The organism is Steroidobacteraceae bacterium, from assembly GCA_041395505.1.
Lineage (GTDB): Bacteria > Pseudomonadota > Gammaproteobacteria > Steroidobacterales > Steroidobacteraceae > JAWLAG01.
In genome coordinates this window covers 991,918-1,017,640 of sequence record JAWLAG010000001.1, presented here as the reverse complement: position 1 = coordinate 1,017,640, position 25,723 = coordinate 991,918, and the positions used below count along the sequence as shown (strand labels likewise).

At 62.8% G+C, this 25,723-nt stretch carries 24 protein-coding genes; 10 read left to right on the top strand and 14 right to left on the bottom strand.

The window, feature by feature from the left end; genetic code table 11:
• The first annotated feature begins 87 nt into the window (after nt 1–87).
• From R3E77_04655 to R3E77_04640, 4 genes are read left to right on the top strand one after another with little or no spacing between them, the layout of a single operon-like run.
• A complete protein-coding gene (locus tag R3E77_04655; protein ID MEZ5498707.1) occupies nt 88–1,371 on the top strand; it encodes a cyclopropane-fatty-acyl-phospholipid synthase family protein in 1,284 nt (427 codons plus the stop codon).
• On the top strand, nt 1,368–2,801 hold the full coding sequence (locus tag R3E77_04650; protein ID MEZ5498706.1) for an FAD-binding oxidoreductase: 1,434 nt from the start codon (nt 1,368–1,370) through the stop codon (nt 2,799–2,801). Before R3E77_04655 ends, R3E77_04650 begins: the two co-directional genes overlap by 4 nt.
• Nucleotides 2,802–2,811: 10 nt before the next feature.
• Nucleotides 2,812–3,843 carry an SRPBCC family protein gene (locus R3E77_04645; GenBank protein ID MEZ5498705.1) on the top strand — a complete coding sequence of 344 codons (1,032 nt, stop codon included), beginning with the start codon at nt 2,812–2,814 and terminating at the stop codon, nt 3,841–3,843.
• Nucleotides 3,840–5,177 (top strand): MFS transporter, encoded by a 1,338-nt coding sequence (locus R3E77_04640; GenBank protein MEZ5498704.1) that lies wholly within the window; start codon nt 3,840–3,842, stop codon nt 5,175–5,177. The genes R3E77_04645 and R3E77_04640 overlap by 4 nt, the downstream gene beginning before the upstream one ends.
• A 3-nt stretch (nt 5,178–5,180) precedes the next feature.
• Here R3E77_04640 and R3E77_04635 read toward each other — a convergent pair whose 3' ends face one another.
• Complete coding sequence (locus R3E77_04635; GenBank protein MEZ5498703.1) at nt 5,181–6,704, bottom strand: class I adenylate-forming enzyme family protein; 1,524 nt, start codon at nt 6,702–6,704, stop codon at nt 5,181–5,183.
• A gap of 24 nt (nt 6,705–6,728) precedes the next feature.
• The gene (locus R3E77_04630; GenBank protein MEZ5498702.1) at nt 6,729–7,634 is read right to left on the bottom strand and encodes an amidohydrolase family protein; all 906 of its coding nucleotides are present in this window, start codon (nt 7,632–7,634) and stop codon (nt 6,729–6,731) included.
• Between the two features lie 108 nt (nt 7,635–7,742).
• Here R3E77_04630 and R3E77_04625 point away from each other — a divergent pair, with 108 nt between their 5' ends.
• Both R3E77_04625 and R3E77_04620 read left to right on the top strand, forming a co-directional pair.
• On the top strand, nt 7,743–8,642 hold the full coding sequence (locus R3E77_04625; GenBank protein ID MEZ5498701.1) for an alpha/beta hydrolase: 900 nt from the start codon (nt 7,743–7,745) through the stop codon (nt 8,640–8,642).
• Nucleotides 8,643–8,658: 16 nt separating this feature from the next.
• The gene (locus R3E77_04620) at nt 8,659–9,045 is read left to right on the top strand and encodes a DUF4112 domain-containing protein (protein MEZ5498700.1); all 387 of its coding nucleotides are present in this window, start codon (nt 8,659–8,661) and stop codon (nt 9,043–9,045) included.
• Here the strand turns inward: R3E77_04620 and R3E77_04615 are convergent.
• The 3 genes from R3E77_04615 to R3E77_04605 are packed head-to-tail and all read right to left on the bottom strand — an operon-like array spanning nt 9,042 to nt 11,578.
• On the bottom strand, nt 9,042–9,911 hold the full coding sequence (locus R3E77_04615; GenBank protein MEZ5498699.1) for an acyl-CoA thioesterase II: 870 nt from the start codon (nt 9,909–9,911) through the stop codon (nt 9,042–9,044). The genes R3E77_04620 and R3E77_04615 overlap by 4 nt on opposite strands.
• Nucleotides 9,912–9,920: 9 nt before the next feature.
• Nucleotides 9,921–10,487, bottom strand: coding sequence for an azurin (azu, locus tag R3E77_04610; GenBank protein ID MEZ5498698.1), 567 nt, complete (start codon nt 10,485–10,487; stop codon nt 9,921–9,923).
• A 32-nt stretch (nt 10,488–10,519) separates the two neighbouring features.
• Nucleotides 10,520–11,578, bottom strand: a complete 1,059-nt coding sequence (locus R3E77_04605; protein MEZ5498697.1) for an NAD(P)/FAD-dependent oxidoreductase — start codon at nt 11,576–11,578, stop codon at nt 10,520–10,522.
• Between the two features lie 144 nt (nt 11,579–11,722).
• Between R3E77_04605 and gabT the strand changes: the two genes are divergently transcribed.
• Entirely contained in the window at nt 11,723–13,033 is a 1,311-nt protein-coding gene (gene gabT, locus R3E77_04600; GenBank protein ID MEZ5498696.1) for a 4-aminobutyrate--2-oxoglutarate transaminase, read from the top strand.
• A 2-nt stretch (nt 13,034–13,035) separates the two neighbouring features.
• Here gabT and R3E77_04595 read toward each other — a convergent pair whose 3' ends face one another.
• Nucleotides 13,036–13,335 (bottom strand): hypothetical protein, encoded by a 300-nt coding sequence (locus R3E77_04595; protein MEZ5498695.1) that lies wholly within the window; start codon nt 13,333–13,335, stop codon nt 13,036–13,038.
• A 32-nt stretch (nt 13,336–13,367) separates the two neighbouring features.
• A complete protein-coding gene (locus R3E77_04590) occupies nt 13,368–15,221 on the bottom strand; it encodes a patatin-like phospholipase family protein (GenBank protein MEZ5498694.1) in 1,854 nt (617 codons plus the stop codon).
• Between the two features lie 164 nt (nt 15,222–15,385).
• On the opposite strand from R3E77_04590, the gene R3E77_04585 reads away from it, so the two are divergent.
• Nucleotides 15,386–17,200 (top strand): ABC transporter transmembrane domain-containing protein, encoded by a 1,815-nt coding sequence (locus tag R3E77_04585; GenBank protein ID MEZ5498693.1) that lies wholly within the window; start codon nt 15,386–15,388, stop codon nt 17,198–17,200.
• Nucleotides 17,201–17,271: 71 nt separating this feature from the next.
• Here the strand turns inward: R3E77_04585 and R3E77_04580 are convergent, their stop codons facing one another.
• From R3E77_04580 to R3E77_04565, 4 genes are read right to left on the bottom strand one after another with little or no spacing between them, the layout of a single operon-like run.
• The gene (locus R3E77_04580) at nt 17,272–18,009 is read right to left on the bottom strand and encodes an NAD(P)-binding domain-containing protein (GenBank protein MEZ5498692.1); all 738 of its coding nucleotides are present in this window, start codon (nt 18,007–18,009) and stop codon (nt 17,272–17,274) included.
• Between the two features lie 17 nt (nt 18,010–18,026).
• On the bottom strand, nt 18,027–18,650 hold the full coding sequence (locus tag R3E77_04575; GenBank protein ID MEZ5498691.1) for a DoxX family protein: 624 nt from the start codon (nt 18,648–18,650) through the stop codon (nt 18,027–18,029).
• Nucleotides 18,651–18,703: 53 nt separating this feature from the next.
• Nucleotides 18,704–20,110: a hypothetical protein gene (locus R3E77_04570; protein ID MEZ5498690.1), complete on the bottom strand. Its 1,407-nt coding sequence runs from the start codon at nt 20,108–20,110 to the stop codon at nt 18,704–18,706.
• A gap of 2 nt (nt 20,111–20,112) precedes the next feature.
• Entirely contained in the window at nt 20,113–21,549 is a 1,437-nt protein-coding gene (locus tag R3E77_04565; GenBank protein ID MEZ5498689.1) for an amidohydrolase, read from the bottom strand.
• A gap of 150 nt (nt 21,550–21,699) precedes the next feature.
• On the opposite strand from R3E77_04565, the gene motA reads away from it, so the two are divergent.
• Both motA and motB read left to right on the top strand, forming a co-directional pair.
• Nucleotides 21,700–22,557 (top strand): flagellar motor stator protein MotA, encoded by an 858-nt coding sequence (motA, locus tag R3E77_04560; GenBank protein ID MEZ5498688.1) that lies wholly within the window; start codon nt 21,700–21,702, stop codon nt 22,555–22,557.
• 5 nt (nt 22,558–22,562) lie between these two features.
• Nucleotides 22,563–23,588, top strand: coding sequence for a flagellar motor protein MotB (motB, locus tag R3E77_04555; GenBank protein ID MEZ5498687.1), 1,026 nt, complete (start codon nt 22,563–22,565; stop codon nt 23,586–23,588).
• Here the strand turns inward: motB and R3E77_04550 are convergent.
• From R3E77_04550 to R3E77_04540, 3 genes are read right to left on the bottom strand one after another with little or no spacing between them, the layout of a single operon-like run.
• Nucleotides 23,470–24,027 (bottom strand): MaoC/PaaZ C-terminal domain-containing protein, encoded by a 558-nt coding sequence (locus R3E77_04550; protein MEZ5498686.1) that lies wholly within the window; start codon nt 24,025–24,027, stop codon nt 23,470–23,472. The two genes, motB and R3E77_04550, sit on opposite strands and share 119 nt — an antisense overlap.
• The gene (locus R3E77_04545) at nt 24,024–24,416 is read right to left on the bottom strand and encodes a hypothetical protein (protein MEZ5498685.1); all 393 of its coding nucleotides are present in this window, start codon (nt 24,414–24,416) and stop codon (nt 24,024–24,026) included. Before R3E77_04545 ends, R3E77_04550 begins: the two co-directional genes overlap by 4 nt.
• Before the next feature lie 44 nt (nt 24,417–24,460).
• Complete coding sequence (locus R3E77_04540) at nt 24,461–25,678, bottom strand: ammonium transporter (protein ID MEZ5498684.1); 1,218 nt, start codon at nt 25,676–25,678, stop codon at nt 24,461–24,463.
• Nucleotides 25,679–25,723: the final 45 nt, after the last annotated feature.

Here is a 25,723-nt window from a genome sequence, read left to right as displayed (position 1 = left end):
TTACGGATCCTCCGGCAGGGGTTACAAAATAGGTTGGGTCCGGATTGGGTTTCCCCCCGACCGGATAACACCGAGAGCGATGACCAAATGAACGAAATCGCCGGATCAGGGTCCATCATCCCCGATCACCCGTCAGTGACCGGGCGACCCGCGTTGCTCACGCGGATAACCCGTTCGATATTCCTGCGCCAGCTGGAACTGATCCGCGACGGCCAGATCGTCCTATGTGATGGCAGCGGCACCATGAATTTCGGCAGCCGGACTGCTCGCTGCGCGCTCGCTGCAACAATAGAAGTCCGCGATGAACGCGCCTTCAGCGAAATCGTACTCGGCGGCAGCGTCGGAGCCGGCTCAGCCTTTATTCAGGGTTGGTGGACCTGCCGGGACCTCACCAGCCTGTTTCGGATATTCGTCGCCAACCGCGATGCCCTGAATGGCCTCGAGTCCCGCTTCTCGGCGTTGCGCCGCGTTGCGCTCGGGTTCTTCCACCGGGCGCGGCGCAATAACCAACCCGGCGCCAGGCGCAACATCGCCGCGCACTACGACATTGGCAATGATCTGTACGAACTCATGCTCGATCAGAGCATGGCCTACTCCTGCGCAATTTTCCGATCGCCTGACGCCACGCTCCATCAGGCGCAAATCGACAAGTTCGACACGATCTGCCGCAAGCTCGACCTGCGCCCGACCGATCACCTGCTCGAGATCGGCACTGGCTGGGGCGGTCTTGCGATACACGCCGCGCAGAACTTCGGTTGCCGGGTCACGACGACAACGATATCGCGCCGCCAACACGACTTCGCGCGAAGCGCCATCGATGAGCGCGGCTTGCAGGATCGAATCGAGTTGCGTCAGGATGATTATCGCGTGCTCAGCGGCGAGTACGACAAGCTCGTCTCGGTAGAAATGATTGAGGCTGTGGGCCACGACTATCTCGATTGCTATCTGGCCAAGTGCGCGAGCCTGCTGAAGCGAAACGGTGCAATGTTGCTGCAGGCGATCACCATACAGGACCAGTTCTATGCCCAGGCGCTGCGTTCAGTGGATTTCATCCAGCGCTACATCTTTCCAGGCAGTTTCATTCCATCCATCGATGCGATCAGCCAGTCCCTGCGCCGCGTAACCGATTTCAAGATCTTTCATCTCGAGGACATCGGACCGCACTATGCAACCACTCTGCGCATGTGGCGTGAGCGGTTCTTTGCCAGCATCGATCGGGTTCGCGAGCTCGGCTACCCGGAAACTTTTGCGCGCATGTGGGAGTACTACCTGTGTTATTGCGAGGGCGGCTTTGCCGAGCGCCAGCTGGGTGACGTGCAGATGCTGCTTACCCGGCCCGACTGCCGGCGCGAGGTCATTGCGGCGGCATGAGCGAGCCGCCGGCCGATGCACTTTCGGCGCTACGTGACATCGTCGGAGGCGAATCGCTGCTGACCTGCGCTGCGGACGTTGCGCCGTACTGCGTCGATCAGCACGGCAGGGTCCACGGCAAGGCGCTGGCCGTCGCGCTGCCGTCGAGCACTGCGCAGGTTTCGGCCCTGCTCCGCCATTGCCATGCCAATCGTGTCGCCGTCGTGCCGCAAGGCGGCAATACGGGATACTGCGCGGGTGCGACTCCTGATGCGAGCGGTCACCAGCTGGTCATCGCGCTTGCGCGGCTCAATGCGGTGCGCGAGATCGATGCTGCCAATTTCACAGTGACCGTCGAGGCTGGCTGCGTGCTAGAGCGCCTGCACGAGCTCTGCGCTGCGGCCGGCAGGTTCTTCCCCCTGTCACTTGGCTCATCGGGCAGCTGCCAGATCGGCGGAAACCTGGCGACGAATGCGGGCGGGCTCAACGTGCTGAGATATGGCGTGGCACGTGACCTGGCGCTAGGCCTCGAAGTCGTACTTGCCGATGGCACGATCGTGAGTGATCTGCGCGGTCTACGCAAGAACAACGCCGGATACGATCTGCGCAATCTCTTCATCGGCGCAGAAGGCACGTTGGGAATAATCACTGCAGCGACGCTCAAGCTGTTCCCTGTCCCGGCACAGCAGATCAGCGCGCTCGTCGCAGTCCGCGACGTCGCCGCAGCCGTCGAGCTGCTTGCGCAATTGCGGGTCGCGAGCGGCGATGACATCAACGGCTTCGAGCTCCTGCCAGGGCGGGCAATCGATATGGTTCGACAGCACTTGCCGGGTCCCTGGCCATCCTTCGAAGCAGGTGAGCAGTGGTTCGTGCTCGTCGAGTTGAGTTCCACGCGCCAGGGAACCGATCTGAAGGAAGTGCTGACAGGCGGACTCGAGCCGGCGCTCGAGGCCGGCATCGCAACGGACGCAATCGTGGCGCAGTCGGAGTCGCAAAGGCAGGCACTGTGGCGCTTGCGCGAGTCGATTCCGGCCGCACAGCGGCGCGCAGGATACAGCCTGCGACATGACATTTCCGTGCCCATCTCGCGCCTCGCGCAATTCGTCGAGTCCGCGACCGACGACGTCCGCCATGCAGCACCTGGCCTCGAGCTGGTCTGCTATGGTCACGTCGGCGATGGCAACCTGCACTTCAATCTGCTGGCGAAGGACGCGGACATCGCGCAACCTGAGGCCGCGACTCTGACGCGACTCATCCACGATCGCGTCGCCGCACTCGGCGGCAGTTTCAGTGCGGAACATGGCATCGGCCAAACCAAGCTGGAGGAGCTGCTTCGTTATGCGGCGCCGACTCGAATTCGCCTGATGCGAGAGATCAAGGTCATGCTCGACCCACGGGGCATCATGAATCCGGGCAAGGTCCTGCAAGCGCCAGCGGCGAATCCTCCGTGACCGACAGGCCATGATCGTCCTGAAGCGCATCCTCGTTTGGCTGGCCGCCATCCTCGTGCTGATTGCACTGGCGGGGCTGCTCCTGCCGCGCCAGGTACACATCGAGCGCAAGCTTGCAAGTCACGCGACGCCGCAGGCCGTATATGCGATTGTGAACAGCTTTGCCCGCTACAACGAATACTCTCCATGGGCGCGGATTGACCCTGCGACGCGCTATACGTTCTCCGGCCCTGTGGCAGGACCGGGCGCGCGCATGCGCTGGGAGAGCAAGCACCCGAGCATGGGCGTGGGATCACAGGTCATTACCTCCTCAGACCCGCCGCGAAGCGTTTCTCTCGATATGGATTTTGGTCAAAAGGGAAGCGCGCGCAGTAACTGGCATATCGAACCGACATCGGACGGTTGCGTAATCATCTGGACTTTCGACATGGACCTCGGCATGAATCCGATCGCGCGCTACATGGGCCTTACCTTCGACAGACTCCTGGGTGCCGATTTCGAAGCCGGCCTGACCCGCCTCGGATCGATTGCGGAGGCCGACACCGAAGCGCAGAAGACCACGTTGGTGGACCTGCCCGAGCGCAGCGTCGTTGCAACCTCGCGCACCAGCCGCCTTGCCGATGTGCCGAATGACATCGCCGCAGCCTTCGCGATGCTGCGCACAGAGCTCGCGCGCAATGGCTGGCAGGCAGTGGGCCATCCACTTGCAATCAGCAGGCGTCTCACGCCCGAGGAGTGGCAATACGAGGCGGCACTCGAAATCGATGCGGCCATCGCGGCGGGCGCTCGGAGCCGGTTTCGCCGATCACCCGGCGTGAAAGTACTGACGCTTCCAGCTACGCTTGCCGTGCGCGCGACCCACAACGGTTCCTACGAACAGATGCAGCCGGCTTATGATTCGGCCGACCGATTCATCGCGGAAAATGGCCTGGTGGTCGATGGCGATGTCATCGAAGAGTACCTCGCTGATCCCGCCAGCACCGCCGTAAGCCAATTGCGCTCCCATGTCTACGTTCCGGTTACGCGAGGCCGCGAAGAGTGAAAGAACGATCTGTCACCAGCCAAGATGCCGGCTGGCCAAGCGCGGGGCGCGCATGGTACATGATCACCGTATTGTTGCTGGCGTACATAGTTTCGTTCATCGACCGCGTGATCATCGCCTTGCTCGTGGGGCCAATCAGGGCTGACCTCGGCATCAGCGACACGCAGATGAGCGTGCTATACGGGCTCGTATTCGCCGTTTTTTACACGGGCATCGGCATTCCTATTGCCTGGGCAATCGATCGCTACAATCGACGCAACATCGTTGTCACCGGTATCGCCTTGTGGAGCCTGATGACGACAATCTGCGGCATCGCCCGTAACTTCGTCGAACTCGCGCTGGCACGGATCGGTGTGGCTATCGGTGAGGCCTGTCTTTCGCCGGCTGCCTATTCGATGGCGGGTGACAGTTTCCCGGAGCGCAAGCTCGGACGGGCCCTGTCCGTCTTCGTCGTCGGACTGCCGATGGGTGTGGGGCTCGCGCTGATCATCGGCGGCATGGTCATAAAAGCCGTCTCCGCCTCACCCAGCTACGACCTACCGTTGCTCGGCGAAATCCGCGCCTGGCAACTGACCTTCTTTGCGGTCGGAATCCCGGGCATCCTGTTGTCGCTGTGGGCCCTGACCATCAGCGAGCCCCCGCGACGCTCATCGCCCGCAGCCGATGCCGGCGAGGAAGCGGCCGGTTCCATCCTGGCCGCCTGCCTCTACATGTTGCGACGCTGGCGCTTGTACGCAAGCTTCATCCTTGGCTTTTCCGTGCTCGGCATGGTGCTCAACGTCATACAGATCTGGGGCGTGCAGTACTTCATGCGTGTCATCGGACTGACGGCGCCGCAGGCTGGACTGCGAGTCGGCGCTGCAATCGCCGTCTTTGGTACCGTCGGAATTCTGGCCGGCGGCTATCTGACCGATCGCTGGCGAGCAGCGGGCCAGCGTGATGCTGCCGTGCGCACAGGACTCTGCGCGGCCATTGGAGTTCTCCCATTCGCTGCGATCTGTACGACACTCGGCTCCGATCTCGGCTCGACGCTTGCCCTCGCCCCCATCAGTTTCTTCAGCGCGTTCGCCTTCGGCGCCGGCGCCACGGGCATAGTGGTCATAACACCGGCACACATGCGCGCCCAGGCGTCGGCCGTCTATCTGCTGTTCGTGAATCTCATCGGTATCGGTCTTGCCCCGGTATTGACAGCGTCGATCACCGACTACTGGTACAGGAGCGATCTCGCCGTGGGCAAGGCGACCGCCATCGTAACCGTATCTGCCGCTGCGGTCGCAGCCATACTACTCGGCCTGGCACGCAAGCCATTTAGGGCAGCACTCGCCTGGGAGTAGCAACTAGGCGAGTAGCGCGCGCAATTCGTTCTTGAGGATCTTTCCGCCCGCATTTCGCGGCAGAGCATCGATAAAACGGAATTCACGCGGCAATTTATAGCGCGAAAGTTCCGTCGCGCAGAATCCGGCTAAAGTCGCCTCATCGACCCGGGCCGTCGGATAGCGTACGACGAATGCAACCAGACGCTCGCCCCAATGCGGATCGGGTGTACCAACGACTGCCGCTTCCAGAATGCCATCGCAGCGCAGCAGAACCTCCTCGATCTCGCGGGGATAGATGTTGATGCCTCCGGAGATGACCATGTCCTTCTTGCGATCGACGATATAGATGAAGCCATCCGCATCGCGGCGCGCCAGATCGCCGGCCGTGAGCCAGTTGCCACGCATTGCGGCTGCGGTGGCCTGTGGCTGATTCCAATAGCCGTTGAAAAGGTACGGCGACGTCGAATAAAGCTCGCCGGTTTCGTCGCTACCCATATCGGCGCCCTGCTCATCGAGAATACGCACGAAGGTTGCAGCGAATGGCTTGCCCACGGATTGACGCCGCGCCAGCTGGTACTGGGGGCGCAGGTTGGTGACGATGCCGGCTTCGGTCGATCCATAGCTTTCGTGCAACAGCCCCTCGCCAAAGTATTCGACGATGGACTGCTTGACCGCCTGGGGCAGCGGCGCCGCATTGGAGATTATCGCGCGCAGGTTTCTTGCCGTACCACGATAACGATCCAGTGTCGCCTTTGGCAGGGCGAAGATGGACTGAAAATGCGTCGGCACGAGAAACACGCCAGTGAAGCAGCCTTCGGCCAATTCACGCAACAGCTGCTCCGGATCGAAACGCGGGACAATGCGAACGTAGGCGCCGAAATAGAGCGCGCCCATCGCGAAGGCGAAACCGGCGCCGTGCGCCATTGGCGCAAGCGCGAGGAAGCGGTCATCGGGCCCATAGCAACCGTACTCCATGGCCATGCCGTGGAAGGTAAGGACTCGCGAACGGTGAGAAATCAGGATGCCTTTGGGCGCACCGGTCGTTCCCGAGCTATAGACGAGCGTGAACGGATCGGTCTCCTCGAGGACCGGCCGTTGTACGGTATCGGCTGAGCCCGTACTCCAATTTTCATAGTCGCCGCCGATCACGATCTGTCGCTCTACAGTTGCGCAATTGGCCTTTCCGGCCATATCCAGCAACGATTCGTGCACGAAAAGAACCCTTGCACCGCAATCATCACAGGCCGCGCGCAGCTCATTGGCGTTGCCACGCGGATTGACGGTGGCAATGATCGCGCCGGCATCCGCACAACCGCAGACGATCTCGGGATACTCGAGGCAATTCGGCGCAAAAATCGCAACCCTCTCGCCACGCCTGACGCCGTGATCGCTCGCAAGCTTCGCCGCGATCACGCGCACGCGCTGCGCCAGCGCCGCGAAACTACGGAATCGGCCGGCGCACTCCAGCGCGATCTTGTCGGGAGTACGGCGCGCACTTGCGTGCACGCCGTCGGCGATGAGCAGGGGTCGGAAATTACCGGTCACGGTCCTGGTTCGCGTCGTCCGGCGTCAGTTGCGCCTGGTTGCCGCCTTGCGTGCCGTCGCCGCAAGCTTTTTGTAGCCCGGAAGCTTGAACACACGCAACGCATTTTCGCGCAGCAACATGCTGCGCGCGGAGCCTTTCATCTCGAGTTCGCCGATCTCCCGGATTGCACGTTCCGGATCGATGACCGGCCAGTCGGTACCGAACATGACTTTTTCGACACCATAGCTGTTCGCATAGTGTACGAACTCCGCCGGCCAGTGCCTCGGCGCATAGGCGTCGCCCGCGGTATACACGTTCGGATGTTTCCAGCACATGGAAATCATTTCGGCCGTCCACGGCACGCCGATATGAATGCCAATCAAGCGCAGCTCCGGAAAGTCGATGGCGACCGAATCAAGCAGTATCGGTCGCGCAACCGTGGGTAGCCGTCGCTTGCTGGAGTAGATCAGGTTGTGGCCAACCTGCATCATCATCGGCACATCCAGCTCGGCGCATCGCGCGTAGTAGGGGTAGTAGCGCGCATGATCCGGCGGCATGCCAAACCAGTGCGGATACAGATGCGCACCGACAAAGCCAAGGTTCTGGACGGCGTGGCTCAACTCGCGCAAACCTGCTATGCCGCGAAAAGGGTCGACGCCCGCAAGCCCGGAAAAGCGGTCTGGATACTTGCGGCAAACCTTGTGTACGCGGTCGTAGGGCAATTCGAACGAACCGCTGACATTGAGGTCGCCGGCCCTGACCGCTATCAGCAACGAGCGCTCGATCCCGGCCCGGTCCATCTTGCGCAGGTAGTCGCTGACCGGGATGCCGCCCCAGATGCGCCGGTCCATGCGGATCTGCTTCTTGAAACCGTCGTCGATTCCGGTCTGCTTGCGGCGCACCGCCACCGGATCATAGAGATTGCATACAATATCGATCGCGCCCTTCATGTCGCCACATCCCGACTGCCGCTGTCGCAGCAAGACTACGCGACGCATCGGCCAATGAAAAGCGCTCGGTGAGCACGGCATGAGCCTGGGGATGTGCGACAATTGGTCATGCGCAAAATACTTCTGGCCATGTCGATTTCGCTATTGACCGTCGCCTGCGGCAAGAACGATGCAACCGCACCAGGCACAGCGCCTGGTACATCCGGCGACGGACGCCCGCAGTTGCTGGTCACCGACGATGGCGTGCACATTGCGTATCACGAATATGGCGCGGGCGATGACCTGGTCGTCCTGATCCACGGATGGTCCTGCGATTCGAATTACTGGCGTGCGCAAATCGATCCCCTTCGCGAGAAGTATCACGTCGTGGCGCTCGATCTTGCGGGCCATGGCGCATCCACCCGCAATCGGAACGACTGGTCGATACGCGCCTTCGCGGGCGATGTCAGTGCCGTCGCACAACGCGTCGGCGCAAAACGCATGGTGCTGGTAGGCCACTCGATGGGTGGCCCGGTCGCTGTCGAAGCGGCCGCGATGCTTGGCGATCGGGTCATCGGCGTCATTGGCGTCGACACGCTGCGCAATGTCGGCCTGCCGCCGCCGCCAGCGGAGCAAGTCGCTGCGCAGCTGAAAATGCTTCAGGAGGACTTCATCGGCACCACGCGCAGTTTTGTCAGCAGCCAGTTCTTCACCAAGGACGCAGACCCGGCGCTTGCGCAGAAGATCGCACTCGACATGTCGCTCGCTCCACCCGAAGTCGCCATTCCCGCCATCAAGGGATTGAATGACTGGAACGCGGACGGCGCACTCGCCGCAATGAAACAGCCACTGGCGCTGATCAATTCGGACCTTGGCGGCGTCACCGACGAGGCAAGGTTGCGCGAAATTCATCCGCAGACGCGTGTTGTCAGCCTGAAAGACGTCGGTCACTTCCTGATGATGGAAGCGCCAGATCGCTTCAATCCGATACTGCTTGCGGAATTGAGTCGCCTGTTTGCAGGGCAGTGACGCCCCGGCCCTGCGCATGGCTGACAGCGGCGCGCAACAAACATCCGCGGCGGCAGCGCTACGCCACCTGGCGCGCTATCGGTTTCTTGCGCAATTATTCGACGCGGCGCTGCGCGTTCCCGGCACGGCCTGGCGCGTTGGCATCGATCCCCTGATCGGTCTCGTACCCGTCCTCGGGGATTTCGCCGGGGCATTGCTTGCCTCATGGGGCATCTGGGTCGCGCATCGCCTCGGCGTTCCGCGTCGCGCCAAGTTGCGCATGGCGGCCAATGTACTGATCGACGCATTGGGCGGCAGCGTGCCGCTGGTTGGCGACCTGTTCGACGCGGGCTACAAGGCCAATCTACGCAACCTGGCCATCATCGAACGGCATCTGCGCGCAACCGGTGACGGTGCTCGCTAACGCTTCGCGTCGATGAAACGGATCAGTCCTTCCTGGGCGGTGCTCGCAACGAGTGCGCCGTCCGCTGCATAGAAACTGCCGCGTGCCAGGCCCCGGCCACCGGACGCACTGGGGCTGTCCATGTCATAGAGCAGCCACTGATCGACGCGGAACTTTCGGTGAAACCACATCGCATGATCGAGGCTCGCCATGAACAAATCGCCATGCGCATAGGAAGACCCGTGCGGCAAGGTCGCAACATTGAGAAATCCGAAATCCGCGATATACGCGAGCAGACAGCGGTGCATTTCATCGGTTGCCTCGATCTGATCACAGAGCCGCACCCAGACCTGCTGGTGCGCTGGCGCTGCGTTACCGGTCAGCAGGTCAATCGGCTGCACCATGCGGAACTCGAATGGCCGTTGACGCTGCAGGAAATTGCGGACCTTGTCCGGCAGGCGTTCGGCAATGGTCTCGGGCAGGCGGGTCAGATCGGGCAGGTCTGCCGGCCCGGGCACCTGCGGCATGGGCATCTGGTGTTCAAAACCCTGCTCGGGCACCTGGAACGATGCCGCGAGGTGAAAGATCTGTTCGCCTTTTTGTATGGCGACTACGCGTCGCGAGCTGTAACTGCTGCCATCCCGGCTGCGGTCGACACTGTAGACAATGGGCAGGTTGAAATCGCCCCGTCGCAGAAAATAGGCGTGCAGGGAATGGACGATCCGGCCATCGTCGATGGTCGCATAGGCTGCACGCAAAGCCTGACCGAGGACCTGTCCACCGTAAACCTGAGGTGAGCCGAAATCACGGCTTTCGCCACGGAACAGGTTGACCTCGAGCCGCTCGAGCTCGAGCTGGTGCAAGAGATCCGCGACCAGCTGTTGCACGAGGTGCAGCTACTTGACGACGAAAGTGCCGCGCATGACAGCGAAGTGTCCCGGGAAGGTGCAGAAAAAGGTGTAGTCGCCACCCTTCTGGACAGCTGATCCCGGGAACTTGACGGTGCTCGACTCTCCGCCGCCAACGATTGCGGTATGCGCAATGACCCGGGCGTCGTTGGCAGGCACATGATCGCCCTCGAGGCCCACGGTCATGCCGGCATTGTTGACAGCCTGCGCGTCGGCGCTCGCGGTCAACACCCAGTTGTGACCCATGACGTTCTTGGGAAGTTTGCCCGAATGGGTGAGCGTTACCGTGATTTCGGCGCAATCGCCCGACGCAACCAGCTCTTTCTTGTCGTACTGCATCAGGTCGTTCCCCGAGATCGCCAGATCGCAGCTCGGCTCGGCCTGTGTCGCCGCCGCGGCGGATGCCTCCGCAGCAGCGGGAGCCGGTGCAGCCTGTTCGGAGGCGGCAGCCGCCGCTGGCGGCGCTGCGGCTGCGGGTTCGGAACCCGGCTTCGCGCCGCAACCCGCCAACAAGATGACAAACGGAAGGATCAATCGGTACTGGCTAGGGAACATTGCGAATTCTCCGGTGTTGAATACTGAGGCGTCTATTGCGGCTCTTCAGCACTGACGCCAAGGCGTTTTTGCATGATGGGGCTGGTGGTCGTGTACTGAAGGAATTGTTTCTTGCCCGGGAAGAGATGGCTCTGCACTGCGAATGCCGCGAGTGCCGCTTCGTGAAAGCCGCTCAGGATGAGTTTCTTCTTGCCCGGGTAGGTATTGATGTCACCAACCGCAAAGATGCCCGGCACACTGGTGGCAAATTTTTCGGTATCGACGATGAGCGCCTTCTTCTCGAGCGCCAAGCCCCAGTCCGCAATCGGGCCGAGCTTGGGATGCAGTCCAAAAAATACCAGGCAATGATCGACTTCGATCTCCTGGCACCCGCCGTCTCCTGCCTTGATTGCGACCGAGAGCGCGCCATTGCCGAGCTGGGTCACGGATTGCGCGATGCCCTGGACAAAACGCATCCGTCCGGCCGCGACCGCACTGTGCATTCGCTGCACCGAAGCGGGTGCGGCGCGAAACTCGCTACGGCGATGTACCAGCGTCACGCTGGCGGCTGATTCCAGAAAATCGAGCGTCCAGTCGAGCGCGGAATCTCCGCCGCCGAAAATTGCCAGGCGTTTGCCGTGAAAATCGCTGGCCCGGCGAATGCGGTAGTGGATCCGCTCGCCTTCGAACGCTTCCGCACCGGGCGCTCCGAAGCGACGCGGCTGGAACGATCCCAGGCCCGCCGCGATCACCACGGCCCCAGCGTCGAATTCGGTACCTTTGCTGGTCTTGACCGTAAACCGCCGGTCGTCGCGAACCGTCAACTCGGTGACCTCCTGCCCGAGATGCATCTCGGCCCCGAAGGGCTTGATCTGCTCGAGCAACCTATCAACCAGCTCCTGAGCGCCGCACACCGGCAGGGCCGGTATGTCGTAGATGGGTTTGTCGGGATAAAGTTCTGTGCATTGACCGCCTGGCACAGCCAGTGAGTCGACGATGTGCGCCTTGATGCCGAGGAGGCCAAGCTCGAATACCTGGAAGAGTCCGCAGGGTCCGGCGCCAATTATCAGCGCGTCAGTGCCGATCGTGGCGGATGCAGTGGTATCAGACATGAGGTGAATCATTCACGACGAAAGCAAGATTGATTTTAGCAAAGCTGCTCGCCGCCGGCATGACGATCCGCTAGTATTTGTGCGTATTTGCAGACTTTCCGGGACCGGTTATCCGGCCGCAGATTGCAGCCCAAGAGGTAGCAAATGTCCGCCAACTCCGAGCTCCTGAGTCGCCGCACGGCAGCCATCCCGCGCGGTGTCGCGAATTCCCTCGCGGTCTATGCCGAGCGCGCGCGCAATGCCGAGATCTGGGACGCGGATGGCGACCGCTATATCGATTTCGCCAGCGGCATCGCCGTACTCAATACCGGTCATCTGCATCCGCGGATCGTTGCGGCCGTGCAGGCGCAGCTCGGCAAGCTTGCCCACGCCTGCTTTCAGGTTACGCCCTACGAGAGTTATGTCGCACTGGCCGAAGCGCTGAACGCGCTGGCACCGGGCTCGAGCGCGAAGAAGACGATTTTTCTCTCAACCGGGGCGGAAGCCGTCGAAAACGCGATCAAGATCGCGCGTTACCATACCGCGCGCCACGGCATCATCGCGTTCGGCGGTGGCTTCCATGGCCGGACGCTTGCCTGCATTTCGCTCACCGGCAAAGTCGAACCCTACAAGCGCGGCTTCGGACCGATGTTGCCCGGTGTGCATCACGTGCCCTATCCAATGCCCTACCACGGCGTCAGCGCGGCGGATTCGCTGCAAGCAATCGAAGCGCTTTTCAAGGCCGACATCGACGCCAGGGACGTGGCGGCGATCATCATCGAACCGGTACTCGGCGAAGGCGGCTTCTATGCCGCACCGGCCGAGTTCCTTCGCGCCTTGCGCGAGCTCGCCGACCGACATGGCATCGTGTTGATCGTCGATGAGATACAAAGCGGCTTTGCCCGTACCGGCCGGATGTTCGCATGCGAATACGCCGGCATCGAGCCCGACATCATGACCGTGGCAAAGAGTATCGCCGGCGGGATTCCGCTATCTGCAGTCATCGGCAAATCCGACATCATGGATGCGCCACCGCCGGGTGGACTGGGCGGTACCTATGCCGGCTCGCCGCTGGGCTGCGCGGCAGGCCTTGCCGTGCTCGAGACGATCAAGGCCGAAAATCTGCTGCAGCGGGCCTGCAACATCGGCGATCGGCTCGTGCAACGGCTACGCGAGCTGCAGAAGAAGTATCCTTGCATAGGTGACGTACGCGGGCTCGGCGCCATGGTCGCGATCGAGCTTGTCGAGAACGGCAATGCCGAAAAGCCCGACGCGGCCTCTACCAAGCAGCTCGTGCAGGCTGCGGCGCGCCGTGGCCTGGTGCTGCTCTCATGCGGCTACTACGGCAACGTGATTCGATTTCTGCCGCCATTGACCATCAGCGACGAATTGCTGATGGAGGGTGTCGGCATGCTCGAGAAGGCGCTGCAGGATATCTGCGCATCGGCACCTGTCGCCGCGGCAGCGCGAGGCTGAGATCAGGCCCGACCGACGTTCGAATCGCTCGGACTGTGGAAGTACTCGCTCTGCGCCGCCAACTCCTGCAGGAGCCGGTTCAGTTCACGCATGCGGCCATCCGCCGTGCTGATCGGAAGGCAATCCTCGCAGCGCGGATCACCACAGGGTTGGCGAGAATAAAGCCAGTACTGCAACGCGCCGGCCAGCAGCCCGTCGGCGATATCCCACAAGTCCGCCTCTTTGTCCCTTTCGGCAATCTTGTTGCCGAGATCGACGGCTTTGGCAAAGGTTGCGTCAAAAATGGTGGATGGTTCTTCCATGGCAGCGCAGGACAACAGTGTGTCCGGCTATTCTACCCCAAGGAGCCCGGCGCAATGCGGCCGACTCCGTTGTCGGTCCGGTCGCAATTCGTCGGCTCGCCATGGACACGCTCGAGCAGTGCGCGTCCCGCCGGGCCGTCGAGCGCGGCAAGGGCGTACTCATAACCCGCCCTTACCGCCTGGTCGAATGCCTTCCAGTTGAGCAGATCGATATCTGCAAGGGGGGGTTGCAGCAGGAAGTCCGCCTGGTTGCGGTGATGGGCCGTGGTCGCGGCGCTGTTGACCATGCCGGCACGCCACAGGATTCTGACCAAACCCGGCCGGCGGCGCCGCTCGCTGCGATCGATCAGCATGCGCCACAACGAAGCCGTATCGGCGGCGTCCTGAGAGGCGCGGAACGCATTGTCATTGCCGACATCACAACCGATGATCGGTCCGCGTCCCGATTCGCGCATCACATCGACCGGCAGGTTGTTCATCGCGCCACCGTCGACATAGATTTCCCCGGATTGCATGACTGGCGGCAGGACGCCGGGGATGGCGACGGATGCACGCAGCCAGTGCGCGAGCCGACCGCGCCGATGCACCGAATAGCGACCAGTGGTCAGATTCGACGATACGCAGAAGAACGGCAGCGGCAGGCTTTCGATGTCGAGCTCGCCGAATTCCCGTTGCAGCAGGCCGCTGACCTTGCGCCCCGACGTGAGCGAGACGACTGGCAAGGTGTAGTCACGCAACGGGTTGGTGGCAACGAAGCTGCGATAGAACCGCTCGCGCAGTTCCTGGTCATCCCAGCCGCAGGCGATACCTGCGGCGATGATGCCGCCGATGCTGGTGCCGCCGATCTGGTCGATTTCGAGTCCCGCCTCGCGCAAGGCGCGCATCATGCCGATATGCGCAAAGCCTCGAGCGCCGCCGCCCGAGAGCACCAGTCCGCAGGCGTGCCCGGTAAGCAACCGAACGAGTCTTCGCACATCGGCATCGTTCTGGATGTTGTGGTGCGGCAGATCGGCGAAGCGGGAACACCACTGCGCGGCGCGGCCGCCCTGGATGCCATCGTTGTGCAGCAGCACGAGCTCGCTGCGCTTGGCGAGCGTGCGTGATTCGCGCGCTCCCGTCACGGCGGCGAACTCGCCGGCGGGCGTCGCGGCATTGGCCAGAAGTATCACGGCATCGGCCTGCCGGACACACAGCTTGCTCCAGGTTGTCGCTGCATGATCTGCGACATAGACCGTGAAGTCATTCGCCGTTTCGATCTTGTGGAACCAGTGACTGGTATGGTCCGCACCCCGGGCGCCCCAGACGAGTTCGGCTGAACCATATCGCTCGAGTGCCGCCACGAAGTCGATGCCAAAACCTCCGACATCGACCTCAACATCCTGCGGCACGAGGGCGAAGCTGCGCGGCAGCTGCGCCGGTGCACGTTCGCCAGAAGTCGCTCTTTCGAGCCTGTGGACTGCCAGCTGCGCCAGCCGCAGCATGGCCTGCGGGCAACGCTGCATGACCTCCTGGAAGCCCTGGCGATCGAGGCGCGCAAGCTGGCTGTCCCGCAGCGCGACGACAGTCGCCGAGCGCGCGCGTCCCGAGATCAGGCCCATTTCGCCGACGATGTCGCCCGCCTGGATCGAGCCTACGAAGCGCCTGCGATCGCTTCCGGGCGGCGCGTATACGGCGAGCGTTCCCGAAACGAGAAAATACAGGGAGTCGGAGTCCTCGCCCGACTCGAACAACACGCCGCCGCCGGGGAGCGAGAGCCAGTCCACACTGGCTGCGAGCGCCGCGAAAGTTTCCTCGGGAAGGCCGGCGATGACGGGCATGCGCGCGAGCGCGAAATCGAGCGATGCACGCTCGACCAAGGTCTCATCGAGATCCGTCTGCGAAGACATTTCGCCAGATACCCCAGGGCTGACCAGGCCATGACTGATCAGGCTGCCGCAAACCCTGTAAAATAAAGAGTTTATATGCCCGCCTGTCGGCGGAACCAATAGCCTGTGACACCGATCTCATTTGCGGCCGCACACTGCGGCCCTAGCGCACGCGAACCCGAGAAATGCCCGAAGAAAACCCGTTCAACCGGCCCAAAGCCAAGACCGTCAGACCAATAGCCGCCCTGCTGCCCTTCCTGCGCCCCTACCGCGGCGCGATATTCGCAGCGCTGGCGGCCCTGCTGGTGGCATCGGCCGCAATGCTGGCCTTGCCAATCGCGCTCAAGAACCTGATCGACCGCGGCATGACGGCCGGCAATGCAGCGACCATCGACCGGTATTTCGCTGCGTTCCTGCTGGCCGCAATTGTATTTGGAGTCTTCGCGGCGCTGCGCTTTTACATCGTCACCTGGCTGGGCGAACGTGTCGTCGCGGATATCCGCGCTGCGGTCTACCGCAATGTCCTGCGGCTCGACCCATCGTTTTTCGAAACCACCCGCACCGGCGAGGTGCTCTCGCGCCTTACGACCGACACGACTCTCGTACAATCGATCACCGGCAGCGGTCTTTCGATCGCCTTGCGCTCGAGCATCAATCTCCTCGGTGCCCTGGCGATGCTGCTCGTGACGAGCCCGCGCCTTGCCGCGATGATCCTTCTGCTCCTGCCGCTCGTAATCGTGCCGCTCATTACGCTCGGCCGGCGGCTTCGCAAATTGTCGAGAGCATCGCAGGATCGAGTCGCAGACACCAGCGGACTGGCGGGCGAGGCGCTCAATGCAATACAGACCGTACAGGCATTCACCCTCGAGGAATTGACGGGCCAGCGCTACGATGACGCTGTCGAAGACTCATTCCGCGTCGCAGTGCACCGCACGCGAGTTCGGGCCGTGCTCACGGCAGTCGCGACCATGCTGGTCTTTGGTGCCATCACTCTCGTGCTCTGGGTCGGCGCACGAGCCGTCATCAGCGGCGAAATCAGCGGCGGCGAACTCAGCCAGTTCCTGCTCTATGCGGTCTACGTCGGCACCGCAGCCGCTTCCCTGAGCGAGATGTGGAGCGAGTTGCAACGCGCCGCGGGAGCGATGGAGCGATTGGTGGAATTGAAGAACGCGCTACCGCGGATCCGCGCACAGCGCGAACCGCTGCCGCTGCCGACACAGCGCCGGGGCGACATTGCGTTTCACAATGTCACTTTCCGCTATCCTTCGCGACCGGAATTTCGCGCACTACGCGGACTCAGCCTGGAGATCCGTCCCGGCGAGACGGTGGCGTTCGTCGGTCCATCGGGCGCGGGCAAGAGTACGACTTTCCAGCTGCTACTGCGCTTTTATGATCCCGAGTCGGGTCGCATCGAGATCGACGGTGTCGACATCGCCAAAGCCGATCCCGCCGAAGTGCGAAAACGCATCGGCCTGGTCCCGCAGGAAACCGTACTGTTCGGCGCGAGCGCCCGGGAAAATATCCGCTATGGGCGGCCCGATGCGAGCGATGCTGAAATCACCGCAGCGGCCCAGGCTGCGGCCGCGGACGAATTCATCGCCAAGCTGCCGCAGGGGTACGATACATTCCTCGGCGAGCGCGGCGCACGCCTCTCTGGTGGCCAGCGCCAGCGTATCGCGATCGCGCGCGCTATCCTCAAGGATCCGCCCATCCTGCTGCTCGATGAGGCAACCAGCTCGCTCGATGCCGAGAGCGAACGATTGGTGCAACGAGCTCTCGAGAGGCTGCTGCGCAGCCGCACCACCATCATCATCGCGCACCGGCTTGCCACGGTGCTGAAAGCAGACCGAATCGTGGTCCTGGACGAAGGCCACATTGCCGCCATCGGCACGCACGAGGTTCTGCTTCAGACCTGTCCGCTCTACGCGCGCCTCGCGGCGCTGCAATTTGCCGATGGCCGCATGCCGAGCGAAGCGGAGGCGTCACCGCTCGTGACCTGAGGCTCGCGTTGCGTGCCTTGACGGTCCGGCCATCCCGCGAAGATCCCGGAACGTTCGCGCCAGCAAGCGGTCTAGCCAGCGGGTCGCAACTCGGCCGCACCCGGCGGCGCACTGTGTGTGCGCAGGTAGATCTCGAACGCATCCTGCCTTCGTCCGGACATGTAGGGCACCATGTAAAGTGCCGCGAGCCCTTCGAGCCAGCGTGCATTGCGGATCGGGCCGAGATCGAGGGGAGCGAACCCGAGTTTGCGGACCAATTCGCCTACGGAGGCCTTGGCCTTGGCGTCGTCGCCCGCCATCGGGATGGTCACCGGCCCACCGGCCAGCGCCGGATCAGCCATGACGTGAAACCCAACCGTATTGAACGCCTTGACCACCCGTGCCTCCGGGAATCGACGTTGCAGCCACTGACCCGCCGATTCGCCGTCGACGGGCTCCAGCAGCCCGTCAGCCGCGGACCGAAGCGCATTGACCGGGTCGATGACCAACCGCGCGCCGAGGTCGACGTTTCGCAGCGTCTCGCCCAATGCAGACCAGGGAACGGCCAGCAGGACCCAGTCCGACCCGGCGACAGCCTTGGCGACATCGGTCACGCTCGAGTTTCCGCCCGTACGCGCGAGCAACTGGGCGTGCTCCGGTCGGGCTGGCTCACGCGAGCCATATATCACTCGATAGCCCTGCTGAGCGATCCGTGGCCCCAACGCGCCCGCGACACGCCCGGTCCCGATGATCGCAATGACCTCGGGACGTTGCGGTGAGATTGTCGCGTCACTCGCAGCCGCCGCGCGGCCTGAGGCGCAACCCAGCACCAGCAGGGCGAGCGGAGCTAGGCCGCGCGCCAGCGCCGCGCCAGCCAGTAGTCGATGCTGAAATAGCGCCCGCCACCTGCGAACAGCAATGCGAGCAACATGACGAAATATGTCGCCGCCCACTCGATTCCTGAATTGGATATGACGAAATTGCCTTGCTGCGTGAGCCATTCGTAGTCCTCATGTTCGCGCAGGATCTGTCGCGCCCGGCCCAACCGTTCGATGGCCGCCGATGCATCGTCGGCTTCGATACCAAGGACGTGTGCGCTGGCGAAAGGCGACTGCAGATCGTGCACTGCCTGCCAGCCATTGTCCCAATGCACGCTGACCGCTGCAACGATCATGGTAACCATCAGTGGCAGGACGATCAGTCGCACGCCTAAGCCGAGCAACAACATGACGCCGCCGCCGACTTCGGCTGCAGTGGCGAGGCCCGCGAGCAGCGCCGGGACCGGCAAACCGAGGCCCCAGTCGGCATTGCCGAACCATTCGACGACGCTGCCGAAGCCCTCGACCTTGTTGAGGCCCGCAACCCAGAACACCGGTGCGAGATAGAGCCTTAGCGCAAGTGGCGCCAGGTAATCGGCCTTGCCCAATAACCCGACCAGAGCCCGCCAGCGGCCCGCCAGTTCCATCAGCATGATTTACCTCGAAGATCGTTGTCGTCGAGTGCAGGACCGTGACGGTGGACAGATTATTGCGACCCCTGAAGGATCGCAGTCCGAAGCGGCGCAAGTACAGCGCCTGCGTCGAGCAAGGTGCGACCACTCGCAATCGAAACACCCAACTCATCCAGCACCGGATCGACCTGGCTGATATCCGAGTCCCGCAGATAGCTCCGATAAAGTCGCGAGAAGATCTGCGTCTTCGACAACTCGTCGAGCCGCGACGTCAATTGCTCTCCGCTCCAGGAGTTCGCTGCAGGCAGACAGCACTCGCGCAGCTGCGCAAGCACACTGTCGAGCGACTCCCGTCCATCACTGCGACGACGCAACGCAACGTCCGCCTGCAGGGCGAACGCTGCGCCCAACCAGTACACGAGCATGCGCCCACCACGCCTGCCGGCACTCGCAGCGGCAATCGGCATGTCCTTCAACGGTCGCGCCCGGTTGAAGCCCTCGAGCAGTTTCCGCCATGCAGTCGCCTCGTCATAACCACCCGAACGAAACATGAAAATGTTCTGGTAGTAACTTGCGAAGCCTTCGGAAATCCACCTTGCTCCGGAGGACAGATGCGGCAGAAGCAGATGACTGAATTCATGCGATGCTGTCCAGTCGCCACGCAGTTGCGCGAGCGTCGCTGCGCCATTCACGAAGAAGCGCAGCGACTCACCGCCATTTCGTATGACATGACCGAAGGGTACGGCGCCCGCGCCGTCGATATCGATGGGCACGATCACGACCTGAAGGTCGTTGCCACCCAATCCGTGACCAGCCGCCACGACTGGTGCGGCAGCACCGGCGAGCCACGGACGGTAGGTCGACCACCGAGCCGCGTTCGCCTGCGCAGCGATGGCTACACGCAGTGTTGTATCGCCGATTCGAAGATCTCTTTGTTCGAAACGACCGAGCAACATGATCGCGCGGCTCGATTGCGCAGACGGCTCGATCAGGAATTGATCACTGCCATCGACCGGGCGCCATGGCACCGAGACCTGCATGCCTTCCGGAAGCACGATCCGCACCTGCGCTCTGCCCGACGATCCGGCTATACGCAACAGAAAATCGTCCGGAGCGAGTTGGCGAAGATTCTCCGGCAGCGAAAAGGACCTGCGCCTGCCTCGCGTCGCACTCGTCTCTTCCGCCCGGATCGCGAAGCGATAGCGCAAGCAGCGGCTGGCCGCCGGCAATGTCGCGATTCCGGCGTGCTGTTGCAACATGTTCTGCGGCTGCTCGCAGTCGGCTGCGTTGCCAAGATACCGCCAGCCGCGCTCATCCTCGAGCACCAGACGCGAAAACGGCTCGTCGCTACGCAGCTCGATGGCAAGGCTCGACAGATCGGCCTCGGCGCGAATGACATAGCGCGGCGTTGCGCCAGAAACAGGCAGACTGATTGTGGCCGCGAGTACCCACGACAACAGGGCCCGGTCCAGGCCTGCCATAGTCAATCCCGGTAATCGAGCGGCGGCTCGCGATCCCCAACCAGAGCGAGGTAACGAAAGTCGGGACCCCGACGACGTTGATGCTCCGCCCTGGCGTCACGCAGCAATCGCGGATTACGCAACAGGTCCTCGGCAACCAGCGCAAGCGTACGCGAAGCGACGCCCATGCCTTTGAGGCCGATGCTCATGCCGCCGGCAGCAACTGCCTGCCAGCTATGCGCCGGCGTGCCCGGCACCCAGGTGGCCGCGTCGAGTCCGGCGGTCGGTACGATCCAGCTGACGTCGCCGACGTCGCTGGAGCCGTAGTTCTGCGTGAACTGATAGGGCTGGATCCGGGCCGCCTCCTCGAGCGCCGGTGCCGGCGCCGTGAGCGTCGTCTGCAGTGCCTCGGCAAACCGCCGCTCGTCGGCGTCATAGACCACGCCGCCCACCTCGCGTAACCGCCGGTCGACCAGCCGCCCGAGCGTGTCGTTCGGCAGGATGCTGTAGACCGCGTTGACGACCTCGACTTCGCTGCGCGTCTCGGTGCCGAGCGCGGCGGCATCAGCGATCTTGAGGACACGTTGCCAGAGTTCGGCGACGACCCTGGGGTCCGGATGGCGTACATACAGGTAGCTCTCGGCAAATTCCGGAACGACGTTCGGGGCCGATCCACCACGCGTGATGATGTAGTGCATGCGCGCTTCCTGTGGCACATGCTCACGCAGCTGATTGACCATGAAATTCATGGCCTCGAGCGCGTCGAGTGCCGAACGGCCTTTCTCCGGCGCCGCTGCCGCGTGGCTCGGCGTGCCATAAAAACGAAACTTGCCGGTCTTGTTGGCCGTGGAGCCCGTCTGCGAGGCATTGTTCTCATCGCCCGGATGCCAGTGCAGCACAGCGGAGACATCATCGAACAGGCCCGCGCGCGCCATGTAAACCTTGCCACCACCCCCTTCTTCCGCGGGAGTGCCGTAGACGCGTACGGTGCCGGCCCTGCCCGAGGCCTTGAGCCACCTGCCTACCGCGATTCCTGCCGACACGGAGGCCGTGCCGAACAAGTGATGTCCACAGGCGTGCCCGGACATCTGCTGCGAAATGGCCGATTTCTCCGGTACCGCCTGCTGGGAAAATCCTGGCAGCGCGTCGAATTCCGCCAGCAGGCCGATCACCGGCTCGCCGCTGCCAATGCTCGCCACGAAGGCCGTCGGCATGCCAGCCACGCCCGACTGGACGTCAAATCCCGCTGCCCGAAGCTCATCCTGCAGCAGCGCGCTGCTTCTCACCTCGTGATGGCCGACTTCCGCCCACTGCCAGATCTGCAAGGCGACTTCTGCATCGCGGGCCCGGCGGCTCATGAGTTCATCCAGAACGCCGGCTGCCGCGGTTTGCAATGCGCTGAAGCCGAGCACAAACGTAAGCAGCATGGGCCGCTGCGGGGCCTTCCGACCTTTATTCATGGGCCCAAGTTAGCGCATTCACGCACCAGACGTCACCCCGGGCGCGACCGGAGTCACATTTTCGCGCTGTCAGCAAAGGTCTCAAGCGATAACCGGATCTGCCGATATGTGCTACTTGAGAGCCTAGCGCCGAGCCAATGCGGATAGAAGATGATTCAGATTATCGGTTCACTCATGGTCATAGGTTGCGTCGCCGGCGGATTCCTCATGGCGGGCGGTCACCTGCTCGCGCTTTGGCATCCCAGCGAGGTCATCATCATTTGCGGCGCGGCGCTCGGCGCGTTCGTCACCAGCAATTCGATGAAGACCGTCAAGGCGGCCTTCGGCGGTGCGCTCGGACTCGCCAAGGGGCCACGCTACAAGCGCGAGGACTTCGTCGACATCCTCAAGTTGATTTACGACCTGCTGGTCAAGGCCCGCAAGGAAGGCATGCTCGCGATCGAGTCGGACATCGAGCGGCCCACCGAGAGCAAGGTGTTCACGGCCTACCCGAAGATACTGGCCGATCATCATCTGATCGAATTCATCACCGACTGCCTGCGACTGATCGTGGGCGGGAATCTCGATCCTCACGAGCTCGAAAGCCTGCTCGAGTACGAACTCGAAACCCACCACAAGGAGGCGCATGCGCCATCCCACGCCGTGCAACAGGTAGCCGACGCCCTGCCAGGCTTCGGTATCGTCGCGGCGGTCCTCGGTATCGTCAATACCATGGGTGCGCTCGAGGGCGCCGACACCGCTACGATCGGTCACAAGGTTGCCGCCGCGCTGGTCGGCACCTTCCTCGGAATCCTGGTCGCCTATGGATTCGTCGGCCCCATGGCATCGGCAATGGCCAACCGCGCCAACGAGGAAGGCAAGGCATTTGAAATCGTCAAGATGGCGCTGGTCGCGAGCGTGCGCGGCTATGCACCGCCAGTGGCGATTGAATTCGCGCGCAAGCTGCTGTTCTCCGAGGTCCGTCCGACCTTTGCTGATCTGGAGAATCATCTGAAGGGCAAGAAGTAGTCCGCATGGCCGAGGCCGACAAACGCCCGATCATCATCGTCAAGAAGCGGCGAGCTGCGGAAGGCGGTCATCACGGCGGCGCGTGGAAGGTCGCCTATGCCGACTTCGTTACGGCACTGATGGCATTCTTCCTGGTCATGTGGCTCGTCGCGTCCGTATCGAAAGAACAACGCGCCGCGATGTTCGATTACTTCAAGAATCCGAGCATGGAACAGGGCAAATCCGTCAAGGCCGCACCCGGCCAGATGGGCCCTGGCGGCGCGAGCACCAGCGCGATCGATCTCGGCGGCGGCATGGATGCGCCGAAATCGAACCCGAAGGACCAGGACGAAGGGCTCGGCAAACAGACGCCGGACATCGATGAGGCGCGCAAGGTGGCCGAACAGGCTGAGCGCAAGCAGCTCGAGTCGCTCATGGAGGAGTTGCGTGAAGCGATCGACAAGAGCCAGGCGCTGAAGCCGTTCAAGGACCAGCTGCTGCTCGATATTACGCCAGAGGGTCTGCGCATCCAGATCGTCGACGCGCAGAATCGCGCGATGTTCGATCTTGGCAGCTCTCGACTCAAGGACTACACGGACAACATCCTGCGCGAATTGTCGAGTTACCTCAATACGGTCCCCAATCGCATCAGTATCAGCGGCCACACGGACATCGTCGCCTATGGTGGTCGAGGTGATTACAGCAACTGGGAACTCTCCGCGGATCGTGCCAACGCGGCGCGCCGCGCGCTCGAACGTGGCGGACTCGATCGCGCCAAGATCGCGCGCATCGTGGGGTTGTCTTCCGCGGTGCTGTTCAACAAGGAAGACCCGCGCGACCCCATCAACCGGCGCATCAGCATCATCGTGATGACCAAGCGCGCCGAGGAAGCGGCGCTCAAGACTGATGTGTTCGCGGCAATGGACGCCCCCGCTACCGCCGCGGCGGACGCGCTTGCCGCACCCGGCGAGGCCGCCGTGACGCCATCAGGCGAGGCCGCCGTGACGCCGCCTGAGGCGACGGAAGCCGCGGCCGACACTCCACCAGGTTGACGCTGAGCGCGCTGAAGACCACCTGCTCGCGCTGATTGATCAACTCGTACTGGATCTTCACCACACCGCGAGTCGCATCGCTCGCCGAGACCCGCTTGTCCATGCAGGTGGCGCGCGCATGGACGCGATCCCCTGCGCGTAATGCCACTGCAAATCGAACGTTTTCCCAGGCTACGCCACAGATCCAGGCGATATCCCCTGCCAGCTCGTGATCGAGCTGCCGCCAGACCGCCATGGTGTAGATGCCGGAGGCAATGAGCCCGCCGAAGCGCGACGTCCTTGCGGCCCGCGGACTCGCGTGAAAGTACTGGGGATCGTACTCTCGTGCGAATGCCAGCATGTGTCTGCCATTGATGCGGTGCGAACTGGAAATGCTCGTTACGCCGATCTCGAGGTCTTCGAGGTAGCGGCGCGACGAGTGGCCCCGCTTCGCGCTCATTCTCCGGCCGGCAGCAGCGGCGCGCGCGCGAACATGTACTCGGCTACAGGTACGCCGCCGATGACGTGCTCGTTGAGGATTTTCTCGATACGTTCGGGTGTACAGCCGTGATACCAGATGCCTTCAGGATAGATCAGCATGATCGGACCATCGACGCAGATCCGCAGGCAGTCCGCCTTGGTGCGCAGCACACCGGCCTCGGCTCGGGCGAGGCCGAGCTCACGAACACGCGTTTTCAGGTAGGCCCAGCTGTTCTCCTGCAACGCAGTCGGCGCACACTTGCCGCCGACACACAGCAGGAGATGCATTGCATTGCCGCCGAGATGCAACTTCGCGGCGGCGTCCGCGGCGCTGCCTGCGGGAGCTCGGGCCTTATTCGATTCCGACACCGTGACACCTGCGATACGACCCCCGTCGGGTCGCAGCTAGGTTATCACGGGCTGTAACCGCGCTCGCCATGCAAGGACAAATCGAGTCCTTCGGTTTCCTGTTCGGCACTGACGCGAAGACCAGTGACTCGCGCGATGAGCTTCAGCAGTACGTAGGTCATCGCGCCGCACCAGAGGGCGGTCGCAGCGACTCCCAGGCATTGCACACCGACCTGCGTCAACATGTCCTTGTCGGTGGCATAGCCAGCGCCGCCGAGCGCCGCACTGACGAAAACACCGGTGAGTACGGTGCCGATGACACCGCCGACTCCGTGAACTGGCGACACATCGAGTGAATCGTCGATGGACAGGGTTCGCTTCAGGAACTGGGTGGCATAGAAGCACGCGATGCCCGCGCCGAATCCGATAGCCACGGCACCGAGGGGACCAACGAAACCGGATGCGGGCGTAATCGTCCCGAGGCCCGCGACCATGCCGGTGACCACGCCGAGCAGACTCGGTTTGCCGAAACGCCGCCACTCGACCAGCATCCAGGCGAGCGCCCCAGCGGATGCACCCATGTGCGTCGTGAGCATCGCGAGCGCCGCCTGGCCATTCGCCGCCAATGCACTGCCCGCATTGAAGCCAAACCAGCCCACCCAGAGCATTCCGGCGCCGCAGACCGTGAGTGGCAGACTGTGCGGCGCCATCGGTGTCTCGGGGAAACCGCGCCGCTTGCCGAGCACGAGTGCACAGACCAGCGCCGCCATGCCGGCATTGACGTGCACGACGATGCCGCCGGCGAAATCGAGCACGCCGAGCTGCGCCAGCCAGCCGCCGCCCCAGACCCAGTGCGCAACCGGCACGTAGACCAGCAACAACCACAGGGCGCTGAACCAGAGTACCGCGGAGAAACGCATGCGCTCGGCGAAGCCGCCCACAACGAGCGCCGGCGTGATCACGGCAAAGGTCAGCTGAAACATGAAGAACACGGGCTCGGGGATCGAGCCGGTGACGCTGTTCCCGCCGACGCCAACCAGCCAGCTCTTTGCCGTGCCGCCTATTAAGGCCTGCGCGGCTCCGCCATCGCTGAATACCAGCGAATAACCGACCGCCAGCCACAATAGCGATGCAATACAGGTCACCGCAAAGCACTGCATCAAGATGGACAGGCTGTTTTTGCTTCGAACCAGTCCCGAATAGAAAAGCGCAAGACCCGGCAGCGTCATGAAAAGCACCAAAGCAGTCGCCGTGATCAGCCACGCGGTATCGCCGCTGTTCATCGATTCGTTCCCCCTTGAGTTACTCGCGCGTCAGCGCAGGCCTTT

Excerpts from the sequence above, each read along its gene's own strand:
- R3E77_04655 (MEZ5498707.1), top strand. The coding sequence starts at position 88 with ATGAACGAAATCGCCGGATCAGGGTCCATCATCCCCGATCACCCGTCA.
- R3E77_04650 (MEZ5498706.1), top strand. The coding sequence starts at position 1,368 with ATGAGCGAGCCGCCGGCCGATGCACTTTCGGCGCTACGTGACATCGTC.
- R3E77_04645 (MEZ5498705.1), top strand. The coding sequence starts at position 2,812 with ATGATCGTCCTGAAGCGCATCCTCGTTTGGCTGGCCGCCATCCTCGTG.
- R3E77_04630 (MEZ5498702.1), bottom strand. The coding sequence starts at position 7,634 with ATGAAGGGCGCGATCGATATTGTATGCAATCTCTATGATCCGGTGGCG.
- R3E77_04625 (MEZ5498701.1), top strand. The coding sequence starts at position 7,743 with ATGCGCAAAATACTTCTGGCCATGTCGATTTCGCTATTGACCGTCGCC.
- R3E77_04620 (MEZ5498700.1), top strand. The coding sequence starts at position 8,659 with ATGGCTGACAGCGGCGCGCAACAAACATCCGCGGCGGCAGCGCTACGC.
- azu (MEZ5498698.1), bottom strand. The coding sequence starts at position 10,487 with ATGTTCCCTAGCCAGTACCGATTGATCCTTCCGTTTGTCATCTTGTTG.
- R3E77_04605 (MEZ5498697.1), bottom strand. The coding sequence starts at position 11,578 with ATGTCTGATACCACTGCATCCGCCACGATCGGCACTGACGCGCTGATA.
- gabT (MEZ5498696.1), top strand. The coding sequence starts at position 11,723 with ATGTCCGCCAACTCCGAGCTCCTGAGTCGCCGCACGGCAGCCATCCCG.
- R3E77_04595 (MEZ5498695.1), bottom strand. The coding sequence starts at position 13,335 with ATGGAAGAACCATCCACCATTTTTGACGCAACCTTTGCCAAAGCCGTC.
- R3E77_04590 (MEZ5498694.1), bottom strand. The coding sequence starts at position 15,221 with ATGTCTTCGCAGACGGATCTCGATGAGACCTTGGTCGAGCGTGCATCG.
- R3E77_04585 (MEZ5498693.1), top strand. The coding sequence starts at position 15,386 with ATGCCCGAAGAAAACCCGTTCAACCGGCCCAAAGCCAAGACCGTCAGA.
- R3E77_04575 (MEZ5498691.1), bottom strand. The coding sequence starts at position 18,650 with ATGCTGATGGAACTGGCGGGCCGCTGGCGGGCTCTGGTCGGGTTATTG.
- R3E77_04570 (MEZ5498690.1), bottom strand. The coding sequence starts at position 20,110 with ATGGCAGGCCTGGACCGGGCCCTGTTGTCGTGGGTACTCGCGGCCACA.
- R3E77_04565 (MEZ5498689.1), bottom strand. The coding sequence starts at position 21,549 with ATGAATAAAGGTCGGAAGGCCCCGCAGCGGCCCATGCTGCTTACGTTT.
- motA (MEZ5498688.1), top strand. The coding sequence starts at position 21,700 with ATGATTCAGATTATCGGTTCACTCATGGTCATAGGTTGCGTCGCCGGC.
- motB (MEZ5498687.1), top strand. The coding sequence starts at position 22,563 with ATGGCCGAGGCCGACAAACGCCCGATCATCATCGTCAAGAAGCGGCGA.
- R3E77_04550 (MEZ5498686.1), bottom strand. The coding sequence starts at position 24,027 with ATGAGCGCGAAGCGGGGCCACTCGTCGCGCCGCTACCTCGAAGACCTC.
- R3E77_04540 (MEZ5498684.1), bottom strand. The coding sequence starts at position 25,678 with ATGAACAGCGGCGATACCGCGTGGCTGATCACGGCGACTGCTTTGGTG.